The sequence below is a fragment of the Citroniella saccharovorans genome, assembly GCF_035481615.1.
Classification (GTDB): domain Bacteria; phylum Bacillota; class Clostridia; order Tissierellales; family Peptoniphilaceae; genus Citroniella; species Citroniella saccharovorans.
This window is the reverse complement of record NZ_JAYKOT010000001.1, coordinates 171,198-187,176: the sequence shown is the minus strand read 5'-3', so window position 1 is coordinate 187,176 and position 15,979 is coordinate 171,198. Positions and strand designations below refer to the sequence as shown.

Sequence of the window (15,979 nt, the reverse complement as noted above, 5' to 3'; positions counted from 1 at the left end):
ATATGAAAAAGAAAGGGAAAGTAAACCCAAGAGATGTACCAAAGACCAAGCTTATATCAGAAAAGAAAGAAGAAAGCAATGAAAAATTCAGTAATACAGAGAGACCATCAGATTTTTCAAAAAAAGAAATAAATAAAGTAAAAAGCAGGAACAACATAGACAATAATGTTGAAAACTCTAAATATTACTCAGATCATTTGCAAGAAAATAGTCAGGATTTATTCAAAGAAAAAGAAAAGCCAAATAGAGAAAGAAGACAAAGAAAAATCCATGAGGAAAAATTTGCAGAAGCCTCATATCATAATGAATATCAGCCGGAATATTCGCAACGGCAGCATAGAAAAATGGAAGAAAATGAGGAAAGTAGATATGGTGAATATCACGGGCAAGAAACAGAATATAGGCTAAGTAATTTTAAAGAAGATTTTAATGATGGAGTAATTTCAACTAACTCTAATATAAAAAGTAGCATTTCTCCTCAAAAAAATTGCAAGGGGAATAGTAATTTAAAATGGAAGAAAAACGTTGAGAGTGAAAGTTTTAATGATGTGCCAGAGAAAAAAATAAGGAGATTTAGAAAAGAAGATAAGAATTTTAATAGAGAGGTAAGTTCAACATATGATCCATTATCACAGGACTCAGATAATGATGGTGTCATAGATCACTATGACATGAACTTTAGTGATAGCAATGTATCCTATAGGGATACAAGAGATGACTATAAGTATTTACCATCTTCTGATGTGCAAAGAAAAAAATTGGGATGGTTATTCTATTCTTGGTAAGAAAGGGAAAGAAAGCTTTCAAAAAAACACCTTTAAAAAACTTTATCAATCTCAAAGTCAGTTTAAGGATAAAGGGGAAAAAGCAGAATTAAAATCTTTAAATGGGAAGTTTAGAAGAAAAGATCTATCATATAAGGCAAATGAAGAAGATAAAAAAATAATTCAAGACCTGAATACTAATAAAAAACAAAATAGCAAATATTTCAAGGGCAAAGTTAGAAATTTAGAAGAAAAAAATATGCTAATGGGTAGGGTTTCTAGTGGGAAATTTAGACAGGATAGCCTATCTGAAGGATTTAAAAGTGAATCTGAAAAAAATAAAGACAAATATAATATAAATAAAAAGAATCAAGAAAAAATAGGTACGAAAAAAGAAATCTTCAAACAGGAAAAAAACGTAATAAAAAATGAGAATCTTGAAGTAGATGAACTTGATTTAAATCATAGTGGAATTTCTAATAAAAACAAGGGAAAGAAAAGACAAATAAAAGACGCTTTTGATAATACTATAAAGAAAAGCAACTTTGATCCAAAGAAAGAATACACCAGGACAAAAAAAGAAGTACAGGATTCTAAAAATGTATCTGAAGAAAATAAGGTAGATACAAAAAATAAAACTAAATTTCATTCTAAAAAAGATAACAAAAGTGAAAAAGATAAGTTTTATAAAAAGGAAGATAAAGTATCAAAACTATATGAGAAAAAGAATAAAAAGGAAAAAGAGTTAATTAAGGATAAGAAAAAGTCAAAAAAAGCGGGTTTAGAAAAACCTATTACTTTTGCGAGTGCTATGACGGCAAACTATCTATATAGTGGGAAAGATGATAATGCAGGCGTTAACGCTGCTTATAAGTTTAGTAGAACTACCGAAGTTATTGGCAGAGAAATTAGCCATCTTAGAAGAAAAAAACCTTTAAAAACTCAGAGAAAAATTAAATCTTTAGAAGGAAAAATTTATAAGAAAGAAAGTAAACTACTCTTTCAAAGAAATTTTGAAGAATTGAAGAAGACTAAAGCTTATCAAAACTCTAATAAATTGAATCGATTTTTTATGAAAAAGAAGTTTCAGAGAGATTTTAGGAAGAAACACGGGGAAGGTTTAGTAAATAGAATAAAGAAATCTTTCGCTAATATTGGAAAGAAAACATTGGAAGTTTTAAAAAACAAAGGATATAAGCAAATTTTAATTGCCCTTTGTATTTTAGGACTTTTTTTAATGCTATTTCAAGGAATTAGCAATGTTGGAAGTCTTACTTCAGGATTAACAAGTAATGTTATAGCTACAAGCTATCTATCAAAAGAAGAAGTTTTAATGGATATTAATAATGAATTTACAAGTTATGAATATGCATTACAAGATGAAATAGATAGTATTAAAGAAAATTATCCAAATTATGATGAATATCATATAAAAGGAGATTCTGTTGGTCATGATCTACACGAGCTTTTTAGCTATTTAACAGCAAGATATGGAGAGATTAAGTCAGCTGAAGAGATACAAAAGGAATTAAAAAAACTATTTAATCAAATGTATGAGAAAAAATATACTTCAAAGTCTATTACAAAATATGACAGTGAAGGAAATCCATATACCTATAGAATTCTAACACTAACTATAAAAAAGAAAAGTATTGATGAAATAGCAAGAGAAGAATTTGAAAACTATGAAACAAATATGGCTCATTATTTAGCATTACTTGATAGTCAGGGAAATATGAGTGGATATTTTGGATCAAGCTATGGGAACTTGGGAGAGATTATAGACAATCCAAACTTTGGAAATCCTGGTCTTGCTTTTGATTCTGAAACTGCCAAAGCCTTATTTAATGAAGCAGAAAAGCATATAGGTAAAAGATATGTGTTTGGAGCAAGTGGACCATCTAACTTTGACTGTTCAGGTTTTGTATGTTGGTCATTTACAAAGTCTGGTGTAAAGAGAATGCCAAGAACTACAGCTTGGCAAATTTATAAAAACTATTGTAATCCAATATCTCCAAGCGAGGCAAAACCTGGGGATATTATTTTCTTTAAAGGCACATATAATTCGGGTACGCCAATTTCTCACGTAGGGATATATGCCGGAAATGGAATGATGCTCCATGCAGGAGATCCTATCCAATATGCCAGTATAAACTCAAGGTATTGGAAAAATCACTTTTATTCCTTTGGTAGACCAAAATAAGGGGAAGGAGTAAAAATCTATGAATAAAAAATTAATCAGAAACATAGAAAAACAGAAGAATTTAAGAAAGAAAAAAGAAGAAATTGAAATAGAACTTCAGTTATTAGTAGAGGAACAAGAAGAAATAGAAAATTTAGAGGTCATCAAGGAATTTCGAAGTCGAAAAATATCTCTTGATGAATTTTTATTTATTGTTAGAAAAAATAAGGAAGAAGAAAATAGAGAAAGACAAGAACTTAAAAGAAAAGATACAAATGAAAGTGAGGAAAATTTATGAAAAAAATAACCAGTGGAATTTTAGCTGTGATGATGCTACTTGTAAGTTTAGTGAATATATTGGCTGTAAGTCCTGTATATGCAAGTACAGATTATAAGGTAGAGTGGACGGAAGATGATTTTATGTATTCCTCTGAGGGAAATATAATTGCCTTTAGTGATAAAGGCTTAGAAAAGAAAGAAAAGACAAATATTCTAGTATTTCCTGAAGGAACGAAGTCTGTAAATGGAAATTATTCTTTAAGTCATTCAAATGATGAACTTAGATATAAAAGAGAATTTGGACGTGGCAAACATTGGGATAAAGTAATTATTCCTGATTCTGTTAAGCATTTAGGTTATGCTGCCTTTTACGAAGCAAGTATAGACGATGTAAAACTATCAAATAGGCTAACTTATCTTGGTGGTTTAGCATTTTTCAATTGTGGACTTAGAGAAGTGACTTTACCTGATACTTTGGTAAATATTGAACATAATGCTTTTGAAAGAAATAACCTCCAAGAAATAACTATACCTAAGTCTGTAAAGACAATTGAACAGTATGCTTTTTCAAAAAATAAATTGCACACTATAAAAGTTTTAGGCAATCCAAATATTAACAGTAAGGGAGTATTCCATAATCAAGAAGTTGAATATAGACCAAAACAAAATCCATTTTACGAAAATCATTTTGGTTTCAACGGAAATCAAGGATTCAAATCTATTCCTAATGGATTAAGGTTTGAAAATGGAGAGTTTGTCTTTGATAAGAATGTAGATAGTGTAGAAATTGAATTTGATTATAATAATGATATGTATCAAGGAAAGATGACTATTTACAATCCAAATAAATATTCCATTGATACTCAAACAGATTTAACAGGGCAAGATATTGATGAAAAGGACAATAAGATTGATGATTTAACTAAAAATATTAAGGACTTAGAAAATCAGATCAAAGACTTAAATGATAAGAAACAAGAAGACCAATCAAAGATAGATGAATTAAAGGAAAAGTTAGAATCTTGCAAAGATAATGGAGAGAACTTAAAACAAGAAAAAGCTAAGTTAGAAGAAGAGATTAGAGATAAAGATAATAAGATTGCTCAATTGAATAAAGAAATTGAGAATCTTAAAAATTCTAATAATGATGAACTAATAGCAGAAATTACTCAGCTTAAAGATGAATTAAAAAGATTACAAGATGAAAATGCAAAACTAAAAGAAGATTATTCATCTACAAAATGGGAGTTAGAATCTGAAAAAGAAAAGACCGACAAAAACGAAAATAAAGTCAAAGAAATGCAAGAAAAGCTTGAGTCTTTAGAAGAGGAGCTTGCAAAGAAGACTAAAGAAATTGAGGATAAAGATAATAAAATTAAGGGTTTGGAAAAAGATCTTGATGAAAAAGATACTAAGATAAAAGATCTAGAGTCTAAAAAGAAAGAAACAGAAAACGCTAAGTCAGAATGTTGTAAGAAAATTGAAGAGCTTCAAAAGACTATTGATAGTTTAAAAGAATCATCTGAAAATACAAAAAAAGAATTAGAAGAGAAGATTAAAGGACTAGAAGAAAAACAAAAAGCTTCTGAAGAAAAAAATTAAAAAGCTAAAAGAAGAATTAGATAAGAAAATCGAAGAAGCAAAGAAGTTAATCGAGGAAGCAAATAAAAAAGCGAAAGAAGAACTTGAAAAACAAGGTAAGGATGAAAAAGAGAAAAATCTAAACCAAGACTTATCTAAGAAATTAGATGAACTTCTAAAACTCCAAAAAGAAAACAAAGAGAAGAAAGAAGATAAGAAATCTCAAGATAAGAAGTGGAACGAACTTTTAAAAGCTGATGACAAGAACATTCTAAATCAATTTGATCTTAACAAGATGAAAAAGCAAGAGGAACAACAGGACAAAAAACAAGCTAAAGATGAAAAAGAATTTGCAGTTTTCCAAGTAGACAAAAACTTTTATAACATTATAAAAGATGGAAAGAAAACTACTGTGTATATGGATGTAAAAGCATATATTAAGGATAATCGCATTATGCTACCTGTTAGATATGCAGCTTATACTCTTGGGTTTAATGTAGAATATGATGATAGTAAGAGAGAGGCTATCTTTTCAAATAAAGAAAATACAGCCTTACCTAAAAAAACTCTAAGATTAAATATAGATACTGGTGTTATGAAAGATAGTCAAGGAAACATTTATCATTCTGACACTAAACCTGTAATTATAAATGGAAGAATTCACGCATCTATTTCCAATATAGCTAAAGCTTTTAATGCAAGCTGTGGGGATATAAGAGATGAAAAAGATCAAAGTATAGAATGGGATAATAGCAGAAAGGCAGTTTATGTCTTCAAGAATATAAAGTAAGAAAAGGAGAGAATTATGAAGAAAAAAAGATTAGGGGTAGCCTTAGTGCTACTCCTTTTACTATTCAGTATGCCAAGCATATCCATAGCTAAGAGCAATGAAAATGAAATAAAAAATCAGTCAAATGATATTTATTTGCCAGAAAAAAGTAAAGAATTAGAAAGCTTATTTGATGAAGATGTATATGAACCATCTAATGAGAGTCAAAAAATTCCTTATCAGGAAGTTCCGAAAATACAAGAAAATAACATAAAAAATGAGCAAGTAGATAAAAAAGAAAAGCCGTCTATACTTGTTAAAGGTGGCAATACTAAAGCAATTAATCCATTAGCTACAAAAGAAAATAAGGCAAGAGGAACAGTTATAGAAAATGTAGATAAAAATGGACAGGATATTACACCGAAAGTAGAAGATCAAACATCAAGAGATGAAAAAAAGGAAAATCCAATAGATGTTAGACAATTTTTAACCTTTCAAACAAAGAGTGGAAAAACTATGCACCTCATTGTAGATCACTCGGAAAATCAAGAAAATGTGCAACTACTAACAGAAGTTGGAGAACAAGATCTACTAAATATGATTGAAGGAGAAAGTGAAGTAAAGCCAAAAGAAGAAGTAGTAAAAAAAGAAGAACCGGTGGAGGAAAAACCGAAGAAAGAGGAGAAAGAAGAAAAGAAATCAGGGATAGGACTTTATTTATTTATGGGTTTAATTATTGTTGGTGTAATGGGTGCAGGATATTACTTCAAAATCTATAAAAAAAATGAAGAGGAAAGTTTTGAAGAGGAGCAAGATTATAATGAATTAGAAGATGATTATGAATCTGAAGGGGAGGATTATGATCTTGAAGATAAGGAAGATACAGAAATTATTCCAGATGAAGATGAATTTTAATCTTCTCAATGATTTAAGTAGTAGATTAAGGACAACAATAAACTCAATTATCGTGTAAATTTATAAAAAAAGTATAATTAGAATTCTGGAACTTTAATAAAAAACGATGAACAAAACGACAGCCCAAACTTAATATAAAAGGAAAGCTAAGTATAAATGATTGATTGTATAATTAAGAATTTGATGATATGAAATTTCTTGATAATTTTTGAAACAAATTGGGATAGAAATTCAAAGCCTTGTTGCAAACACACTTATAAAAATATATAATATAAGTGTAAACACAACAAGGGGATGAATATAATGAATTATAGAAAGCAAATTGAAATACATCTAAAAGAATCAGGTGGTATTATAACATCTGCTTATTGCAGAGAGAATAACATACCTACAGTATATTTAAGTAGACTAGCAAAAGAGGGAAAATTGTTTAGAGTTCAAAAAGGAATATATATTATTGAAGATGGTGATTTCGATGAGTACTATTTTTTCCAATATCAGTATAGAAAGGCGATATTTTCCTATGAGACAGCTTTGTTTCTACTTGGGGTAACGGACAAAATTCCATGGAGAATAGATGTTACAGTATACAATGGATATAAATTTAATGAGAAGCAAGATACACTTAATATCAATTATGTAAAAAAATCTATTTATAATCTAGGAATTATACAGAAAAAGACAATGTTTGGAAACACTGTGAATGTTTACTCCTACGAAAGAATACTTTGTGATTTTATTTCCAACAAAGAAAAAATGGATACTGAAGTTTATGTAAAACTCATTCGTTCTTATTTTAAATATAAGGATAAGGATATACATTCTCTATATAAAATAGCAAGAAAAATGGGAATAGAAGATAAAGTAAAGGAAGTTATGGAGGTGGTATATGAATAAAGCAAAGTTAACCGCCATTTGTCATAATATAAGCAAAGAATCAGGACTCCCATTTAATTCAGTAATGTTATATTATTTTTTGGAAAGCATATTAAAAAAATTAGCACAGAGTAAGTATCATGAAAAATTTATTTTTAAAGGAGGTTTTCTTTTATCTAATGTAGTAGGGATAGATTCAAGAAGCACAGTAGATATAGATCTTCTTTTAAGAAATATGCATTTATCAGAAGAAAATGTATTAAAAACAATACAAGAATTACTAGAAGCAAGTCATTCAGATGATATATCCTATAAAGTAAATGGAATAAGTACAATCAAGGAAGATGACCAGTATGGAGGGTTTCGTGTAAGTATACTTTGTAGGATGGAGAATATAAGACAAATTGTACCTCTTGATATTGCAACAGGTGATGTTATCACCCCACATCCCATAGATTATAAATATATAAGTGCTTTTGGGCAAGAAGATATTTTAATTAAAGCCTATCCTATTGAAACAATTGTGGCAGAAAAAATTCAAACAATATACTCTAGGGGGTTTTTAAATAGCAGAAGTAAGGATTACTATGATCTTTATATAATTTATAAATTAAAAGATAAAGAAATGGATACCAAGATATTAAAAGAAGCATGTATTAGAACCTTTGATTATAGAAAAACGGAATTTGATATAGATAAAATCATAAATTTAATGAGAATGCTAAAAACGGATCAAGCTTTTTTATACAGATGGAATTCTTATTCGAAGAAAAATCTTTATGCTAGAGACATAAAGTTTGAAGATGTAATAGATAATGGAATAAATATTATAGAAAAAATAAAAAATCAGTAGAGCTATAAAAAGATGAGGGATTGAAAATTTAATCTCTCATTTTTTTATTAAAAAATTAAAGGAGGAAAAATGAAATTAGTAATCGCAGAAAAACCAAGTGTTGCAGCATCAATAGCAAAAGTTATAGGAGCAAAAAATAGAAATAATGGATATTATGAGGGGAATGGATACATTGTTTCATGGTGTGTTGGGCATTTAGTACAAATGGCAAATCCTGATGTGTATGATGAAAGATATAAGAAGTGGAGAATTGAAGATTTACCTATTATCCCAAAAGAATACAAGTATGAGGTAACGAAGACAACTAAAAAACAGTTTAATATTCTTAAAAGACTAATGAATAGTAATGAAGTTGACACCATTATTAATGCTTGTGATGCTGGTAGAGAAGGAGAAGCTATCTTTAGACTTGTATATATGATGGCAAATTGTAAGAAGAAAATGAAACGTCTTTGGATTTCCTCAATGGAAGACTCTTCCATAAAAGAAGGATTTAGCAACTTAAAAGATGGAAGTAATTATGATAATCTTTTTGATTCAGCTAAGGCTCGTGCCATAGCTGATTGGCTTGTTGGAATGAACATAAGTAGACTTTACTCCTGTCTATATAATGAAAATTATAGTGTAGGCAGAGTACAAACACCAACTTTATCAATGATTGTGAATAGAGATGATGAGATAAATAGTTTTAAAAAAGAAAAATATTATACAGTGGAGATTTCTATGAATGGATTTACACTGTCGACAGATAGAATTGATGACAAGATAGTGGCAGAGCAGCTTAAAAATTTAATCGGAGAAAAAATTGAAATAACCGATGTAATTAAAAAAGAAAAGATTACAAAGCCTAATCTGCCCTTTGATCTAACAACACTTCAAAGAGAATGTAATAAGTATTTTGGATACAGTGCAAAACAAACCCTAGATTATGCCCAAAGCCTGTATGAAAAGAAGTATATTACCTATCCACGAACAGATTCAAGATATTTGACAGTAGACATGATAGAAAGCACTGTAAATAATATTATAGGAAAAAATGATTTTGACACAGAAAGAATTAAGGTAGTTTTTAATTCTGAAAAAGTTACAGATCATCATGCAATAATTCCAACGATAAGTTCATTAAATAAGGATATTTCAAATCTTCCGGAAAGTGAAGCCAAAGTATATAGACTTATAACAAATAAACTCTATGCAAGTTTTGGATATCCACTTGTAGAAAATACAACAAAGATAGTGGCTGAATTTGACGGGTTTGAATTTATAAACACTTATAAAATAATTGCAGAAGAAGGGTTTACAAAATATTTAGAAGAATATACATCAAAGAAGAAAGAAGATATACAACTTCCCGATGTAAAAATAGGAGATCTTTTATATATTGAAAATAAAGATATAAAAGAGAAATATACAAAACCACCTAAACACTTCACTGAAGACACACTCTTAAAAGCTATGGAAATAGCTGGAAATGATGAATTAGTTAAGGATGTCGAAGTTGAAAGAAAAGGACTTGGTACTCCTGCTACAAGAGCGGGAATAATAGAAAATTTGATATACAAAGGTTATATAAAAAGAGAAAAGAAAAACCTAATATCAACTAGGAAGGGATTAAACCTAGTTACTATAGTTATAGATGAGTTTAAATCTCCAAAGACAACAGCAAAATGGGAAATGAGATTAAGTGATATAGCAAAGGGTAAGGAAAATAAAGAGAATTTTTTAAAAGAAATTGAAGAAGAAATAGAAAATACTATAGATAAATATTATAAGTAAATTAATTATAAAAACTTGAATATAATTATAGGAATGAAGAAAGGAGTGATTTTTGAAAGAAATAGGGTATAATATAAGTGATAAAAGAGTAGGCATTAGGAAATTTACTTATTTGATATTACTATGAATATATGTTATACTCTTATCAGATAAAGATGGTGTCCCACTACCGTTAAAGGTGGAGCATTAAAGAAGGTGTCTCACTACCTATATCCCAAAGGTGAAGCATTAAAGCAAGCAGAGAGGATTAAACCTCTCTGTTTTTTTAGGAGAAAATAATGGTAGAAGTTATAAAATATGGATTTTATACTGTAAATTCCGATTACCTTGAATATCTAAATAAAGTAGATTCAGAAGTTTATTATAATCCATCGTATAGAAACAGTATAAAACCATTTGTTGGAATTATTGTTGGTATAGAAAATTATAATTATTTTATTCCAATTTCTTCTGCAAAGGAAAACGCAAAAAATGAAAGAATGTTTCTGATGAGCATTTTTTAATTTATGAAGTGATCGATGATAGTATTACTAAAGATGGAGATATTTACAGATATTATTCTGATAAAGAAAAAATGCACATATTATCTATATTGGATATTAAGAAAATGATTCCTGTACCGACTGATTGTTATGAAAGAATTGATTTTAACGAACTTGAAGATATCAGATATAAAGACTTATTTCAAAAAGGATATGCTTTTTGTTTAAAAATAAAAACAAAGATCTTGATAAAGGTAGAAAAAATATACAAAAATCAAAAGAAAACAGGAATTATAAGAAGAGCAAATTGCAATTTTTCAAAGTTAGAAAAGGCAATGTTGGATTGGAAGCAATAGAATAAAGGCAGTTAAAGTGATTAGAAAAGTAAAAAATCTAATCGCTTTTTTTATTGTAATAAAAAGATAGAGTAAATGACATGTTAAAGTTATCTTTTGCTTACAGAAATTTAAAAAATAGAAAGAAATAAAGTTTAATAAATAAATATATAAAAATTTAGTTCATTTTTATCACTATAATGAGGAGGGATAAAATGCCAAGATATGATATAGTAGATTTAAGTAGAACAATCTATCTTGCAAAAGAAGAATTTAAGAAAGATATAAAAAAATATGAGGAATATTTAAAGGTATCAGGCAATAACTATAAGTATCCATATATACATCAAATATCTATATACAATATGGATCCAAAAGCAACAGCCTGTGCAGAATTTGATTATTGGAAAAGTATAGGTAGAAGCGTTAAAAGAGGCGAAAAAGGAATACCACTTTTAGATATAGATAGTGGAAGGATAAAATATATATTCGACATGAGGCAAACAGTAAGTATTAATCATAATATTTCTGAGGTAAAGCTATGGAAATATGATAGCAAAAAGCATTTAAACTTACTAGATGAACTGATAGATAAGTTTAAAGAAAAAGATAGTAAGCTTCTATTAAGCCAAGAAGATAAAATTGATGCCTTAGTAGAAAGTAATGTTAGAGGAAAATTCAATAAAATTTTAGAAAGTCTATCTGATGAAAGTTTAAAAAGCATTCAAAAGGTAGACCTTTTTAATTTGTTAAAAGAATCCGTAAAAATTTCCATAAGCGAGAGAATGGAGGTCTCATATCAGCTAAAAGAAGAAAACTTATCTTTACTGTCTAAAATATCAAGTTCGGACATAGACAAAGTATTAAGTATAAGTGCTAATATAAGTAAAAATATCTTACTTGATTTGGGAAGTGAAATAAAAAGATTAGAAATTTTAGAGAAAATTCAAGAAAGAAAAGATTTGGAGCAGACAAAAGAGCTTAAGGAGCGTTATAATAAATTAAGTTCTGATATAAACGGTGAAATAAATTTTAAAGGAGGCTTGGAAGATGAAAGAGAAATTAACATTGGCAGGCAAGGAATACCTCATGGAGGAGGGGATTTACACACCAATCGTCAAGGAGAATTCCTTCGAGAGACAGGGAGGGACATACAAGATGGAAGAATTGGAGGAAGGCATGGAAGTCCTAATACCCAATATGGCAATTCCCAAGGAAATAGATTTAAAGAAACTCAACAGATGGGGAAGGATGAGATTGAACTTTCTCAAGGAGAACAAAGAAGAGGATTATCAGATAATGTATTTGCAAGGGACATTGATGGATCATCTTCTATCAAAGGAAAAAGAGATAGAGGACTTTATCACGAGGGAAGAAGTCAAAATGATGGAAACTTGGGGTCTGACAGAAGAACTGAAAGAAGAGGACTATCTGAAATATCTGAGATTGAAGAAGAACATGGATATGACCCTACAAGAAATAGGGGAAAGGGAGATAATCCTAATCTAAAAAATGAGGAAGTAGAGTCTACTTCCTTTTTTTCTGCTAAAAATCATGGAGAGCAAATATCCTTCTCAAATCCAATAAGTCAAAGAGAAATAGATACATTTTTAATACATGGAGGAAATCATGAAGATGGAAGATTAGCAGTAATAGCAGAATTTTCTAAGGGTAAATCTTTAGAAGAACAGGCAAACTTTTTGAAAGAAATATATAAGGGAGCCAATGGTCTTGAAATTGAAGGAAGAAAGATATCTGCATGGTTTGGAAAGGAAGGAGCAATTTTTAAAGATGGAGATGAGGCAAGATATAGAGAAGGGCAAATAGTTTCTTGGAAAGATTTAGCTAATAATATTAATGATTTATTAGATAGAGGAGAATTTGCTAGCAATGTGGAGGTTATAGAAAGTGCGACATATGAAAGAGAAAAAATAGCAGAAACATTATTGTATTTAAAGAGAGACCTTTCTGATGAAACTAAGGATAGATATCTATCGAGTCTTAATGATATAAAAGGAATAGGCTTCCAAGATGAAAAAGAAAATCTCGGGAAAAAACTTGAAGATAAAAATTTTATAAATAAACTCAGAAAAGAATACGAGGTATTTTTAGAAGAATATAAGATTAATCCTGATATTTTAAGATTTCATCATTATAAATTATCTAGAATCTATAATGATATCAATGATCTAGAAATAGAAAGAAAATTATATAGGTCAAATTTAAAGGATATTGCACCTATTCAGAGTTTTATAACACAAGATGAGATAGATGAAAACTTAAAAAGAGGAAGTGGGTTTTCTGATGGAAAGAAAAGAATATATGAATTTTTCACTAAAAAGCATGATTTGAAAGAACAAGCAGACTTCTTGAAAAATGAATATGGCGTAGGTGGAAGTTCTCATGCACTATCTGCTGCAAGAGAAAGTGGTGAGTGGCACGATGCGAAGGGAATAAAATATAATAAAGGTAATGCAAAAGAAATATTACTATCTTGGTCTAATGTTGCAAGAAGAATTAATGACCTTATTAAAAAGAATAGATATATAGATGAAGAAAGTTTTGAAGAAAATAGGGAGAAAAAAACAGATCAGGAAATCAATAAAATAGAAAAAGAAAGCCAGGAGTATATAAATTATCAAGATGATTTGCCTCCAACTGATAATGATGTATATATAGAAAGAACAAATAATAGTTCTATATATTATTATCAAGGACAGTCTGTAGCAAGTATAGGTGATGATGGAAAACTTATCATTTATGATGAATTTATACCAAACTTTTTAAAAGAAGAACTATATTCCATAGCCTTTGAAAAACAATTAGATATACCATTAGACCAGTTAGACGATGGAATTATTCTTGAGGGAATACATGACACTTTTTATATTAAAGAAAAGGAAGAAATAGAAGGAAGAGAATATTACCTTTTAGAAAGTCAAAGTCGATATGATGATATTCCAAATATTGTAGTTAATTCTAACAAAGAAGTTATAGATGATGATATAGTAAATGGGTTTGAAGAATTTAAGGAATTTTATACTAATAAAAATAAAGAGAATATAGGTTTTGATTTAGATAGCCATATAAAAGATGATTATTGGATAATTGAGTTTAATGAGGGTTCAAGTCTAATAGAAAAAGATTATGCAGGACAAAGGCTGACTAAAGAACTATTAGATGAAATAAGGAAAATAGATGAAAAGATAAGACTTCATAATAAGACCTTAGGAGAAGATGAGTATGGTCAGATGACTGATGAGTGGGAGGGGTACTCCAAATTCTATTTTAACCATATAGTAGATGGGAAAATAGTTGATCACTATAAGATAGACATAGGTGATGGAAATGAGATCAACCAAAGAGACTTTGAATTTCTTTATGAACAAATAGGAAAAAGTCAGATAGAACTTAATCAAACTATAGAAGGAAATAAGATAGATGAAAAAATAATTTCAATAAATCAAATTGAAGATAGAATTTTTGATGTATTAGTTAAGGATAAAGTTTTAGAAAATGAAATTATAAAGGCAAGAGAAAACTTAGGAAATAATACCTTAGCAAGTTTTAACTCTGTATTCCAAAGAGAATATGTAAAAATCATGAGAGAAGTTGCCGATAAACAGGGAAATCTTCCGGATGATATGAAGGCAATAGATAAGGTTAAAGAATTAGCTATTAGAATAGAAAATAGATATAGAGAATATTTAAATAATTCACATGAAAACAATATAGAAGATGATAAGGAGATACTCTCTATAAAAGTGGGAGATATAGTTAGAACAGAGGATAATAAATATTTAAAAATAAAAGATATTTCCAGTGGATATGATAATAACCATAATCAAATAATATATTATTCATATGATGCCTATTTTGATAAGGACTTAAAACTATTCTCACATTCCTTTAAAGAAAGCGATTTAAAAGCTTTAGAAGTATTAAGAAATGAAGTAGAAGAAAAATTAACAAAAGAGATTGTAGAAGATAAAATAGCAGTAAAAGTAGGATTTTATTATGCTTTAGTAGATAAATATAAAACAAAGGATATAGAATTAGAAGAAACAGGAATTAGAGTTTATCCAAGAAAGGAAAACTCACAAGGAAAGATCTATACTTTATATAAAGGGAAATCTTTTGAAGATAGCAAAAAAATAGACAGTTTGTTTGATGAAATTACTGCCAAAATGAAAGAAGCAAATCTTACAAATTTAAATGATGTATTAGAATTGGAAAGGGAAGGTTTATTTGAAATTACTGATGATAAAGTTACAAAATTTGAGGAAGGCTATGATATAGATGTTCAAAGCTTTAATCAGCAATTTCCAGATTATTATAATGATATATATGTTTTTAATAAAAATCTTGAAATCAATGGAGCATATCAAAATTTAGCACATATAAATGAAGAAAATAAAATCACTTTTAATATAAATTTATCGCAAGAAGAAAAATCCAAAATTGAAGAAATAAGAGATAAGAAACAAGTTCTTTCCATGTTAATAGATAAGGATATCAAAGAAAAAAGAGAATACTATTTTGATCCTCAAGATGAAGAATACTTACTACTGTCAAAGAAAATAGAAGATGGATTATTAAAAAAACCAGAAAATATTATAGATGGAAAAGAAGGGTATAAGGTAGAGCTAATCTTAGATGTTAAGGGAAAATCTCTTAAACAAAATTTACGATACAATGGGTATATTTTAAATTCTAATCAAGCTATAAAATATAAAAGTTATAAGGACATATTAAGTAACTTACCTTATTTACTTGATGATAAACATAGAGAAGTGCTTTTAAATGGATATTTAAATCAGCAAATTGAAAATGATAGAACAAGGCAAGAAGAAAATCCATTTAAAGAAGGTATGAATGTTAGATACAAAGGAAAAGAATACACTATAACTGCCATTAACGATACTACAAGTCCTAAAACTATAGAACTAGAAGATAGCACAGGACTAATGAATGGTTTTATTACCGGAAGTGAAATAATTCTTTTTAATGATTACAAAAATCTTGATTTAGAAGTATATAAATCTAGTGAAAAAGAAAAACAATCTATTGATAAAGGGGAACTAGTAGAACAAATCAGCTTTGAAGATATTGACAATAATAACGAAGAAGAAGTTAAAAAAGACAAAAAAGACTGATAGAGAAAATA

9 protein-coding genes and 2 pseudogenes are annotated in these 15,979 nt (G+C 28.6%); all 11 read left to right on the top strand.

What is annotated here, in order from left to right:
- The first annotated feature begins 2 nt into the window (after positions 1-2).
- The 11 genes and pseudogenes from VLK81_RS00810 (at position 3) to VLK81_RS09820 (ending at position 15,968) form a co-directional block, all read left to right on the top strand.
- Positions 3-2,967: pseudogene (locus VLK81_RS00810) on the top strand (C40 family peptidase).
- A gap of 19 nt (positions 2,968-2,986) precedes the next feature.
- Positions 2,987-3,244, top strand: coding sequence for a hypothetical protein (locus VLK81_RS00805; RefSeq protein ID WP_001035536.1), 258 nt, complete (start codon positions 2,987-2,989; stop codon positions 3,242-3,244).
- Positions 3,241-5,596 (top strand): annotated as a pseudogene (locus VLK81_RS00800) (leucine-rich repeat protein). The gene VLK81_RS00805 and the pseudogene VLK81_RS00800 overlap by 4 nt, the downstream one beginning before the upstream one ends.
- A 15-nt stretch (positions 5,597-5,611) precedes the next feature.
- On the top strand, positions 5,612-6,490 hold the full coding sequence (locus VLK81_RS00795) for a CD1107 family mobile element protein (protein WP_324618654.1): 879 nt from the start codon (positions 5,612-5,614) through the stop codon (positions 6,488-6,490).
- Between the two features lie 303 nt (positions 6,491-6,793).
- Positions 6,794-7,387 (top strand): type IV toxin-antitoxin system AbiEi family antitoxin domain-containing protein, encoded by a 594-nt coding sequence (locus VLK81_RS00790; RefSeq protein WP_001109528.1) that lies wholly within the window; start codon positions 6,794-6,796, stop codon positions 7,385-7,387.
- Positions 7,380-8,219 (top strand): nucleotidyl transferase AbiEii/AbiGii toxin family protein, encoded by an 840-nt coding sequence (locus VLK81_RS00785; RefSeq protein WP_324618653.1) that lies wholly within the window; start codon positions 7,380-7,382, stop codon positions 8,217-8,219. Before VLK81_RS00790 ends, VLK81_RS00785 begins: the two co-directional genes overlap by 8 nt.
- A gap of 69 nt (positions 8,220-8,288) precedes the next feature.
- Positions 8,289-9,995 (top strand): DNA topoisomerase 3, encoded by a 1,707-nt coding sequence (locus tag VLK81_RS00780; protein WP_324618652.1) that lies wholly within the window; start codon positions 8,289-8,291, stop codon positions 9,993-9,995.
- A gap of 278 nt (positions 9,996-10,273) precedes the next feature.
- The gene (locus VLK81_RS09830) at positions 10,274-10,498 is read left to right on the top strand and encodes a type III toxin-antitoxin system ToxN/AbiQ family toxin (protein WP_456151802.1); all 225 of its coding nucleotides are present in this window, start codon (positions 10,274-10,276) and stop codon (positions 10,496-10,498) included.
- An 8-nt stretch (positions 10,499-10,506) separates the two neighbouring features.
- The gene (locus VLK81_RS09825) at positions 10,507-10,833 is read left to right on the top strand and encodes a type III toxin-antitoxin system ToxN/AbiQ family toxin (RefSeq protein ID WP_456151801.1); all 327 of its coding nucleotides are present in this window, start codon (positions 10,507-10,509) and stop codon (positions 10,831-10,833) included.
- 1,029 nt (positions 10,834-11,862) lie between these two features.
- The gene (locus VLK81_RS09710; RefSeq protein ID WP_079392108.1) at positions 11,863-12,321 is read left to right on the top strand and encodes a TnpV protein; all 459 of its coding nucleotides are present in this window, start codon (positions 11,863-11,865) and stop codon (positions 12,319-12,321) included.
- 383 nt (positions 12,322-12,704) lie between these two features.
- On the top strand, positions 12,705-15,968 hold the full coding sequence (locus tag VLK81_RS09820) for a hypothetical protein (RefSeq protein ID WP_456151805.1): 3,264 nt from the start codon (positions 12,705-12,707) through the stop codon (positions 15,966-15,968).
- The last annotated feature ends 11 nt before the right edge of the window (positions 15,969-15,979 follow it).

Coding starts and splice junctions, on each gene's coding strand:
- VLK81_RS00805 (WP_001035536.1), top strand. CDS start 2,987: ATGAATAAAAAATTAATCAGAAACATAGAAAAACAGAAGAATTTAAGA.
- VLK81_RS00795 (WP_324618654.1), top strand. CDS start 5,612: ATGAAGAAAAAAAGATTAGGGGTAGCCTTAGTGCTACTCCTTTTACTA.
- VLK81_RS00790 (WP_001109528.1), top strand. CDS start 6,794: ATGAATTATAGAAAGCAAATTGAAATACATCTAAAAGAATCAGGTGGT.
- VLK81_RS00785 (WP_324618653.1), top strand. CDS start 7,380: ATGAATAAAGCAAAGTTAACCGCCATTTGTCATAATATAAGCAAAGAA.
- VLK81_RS00780 (WP_324618652.1), top strand. CDS start 8,289: ATGAAATTAGTAATCGCAGAAAAACCAAGTGTTGCAGCATCAATAGCA.
- VLK81_RS09830 (WP_456151802.1), top strand. CDS start 10,274: ATGGTAGAAGTTATAAAATATGGATTTTATACTGTAAATTCCGATTAC.
- VLK81_RS09710 (WP_079392108.1), top strand. CDS start 11,863: ATGAAAGAGAAATTAACATTGGCAGGCAAGGAATACCTCATGGAGGAG.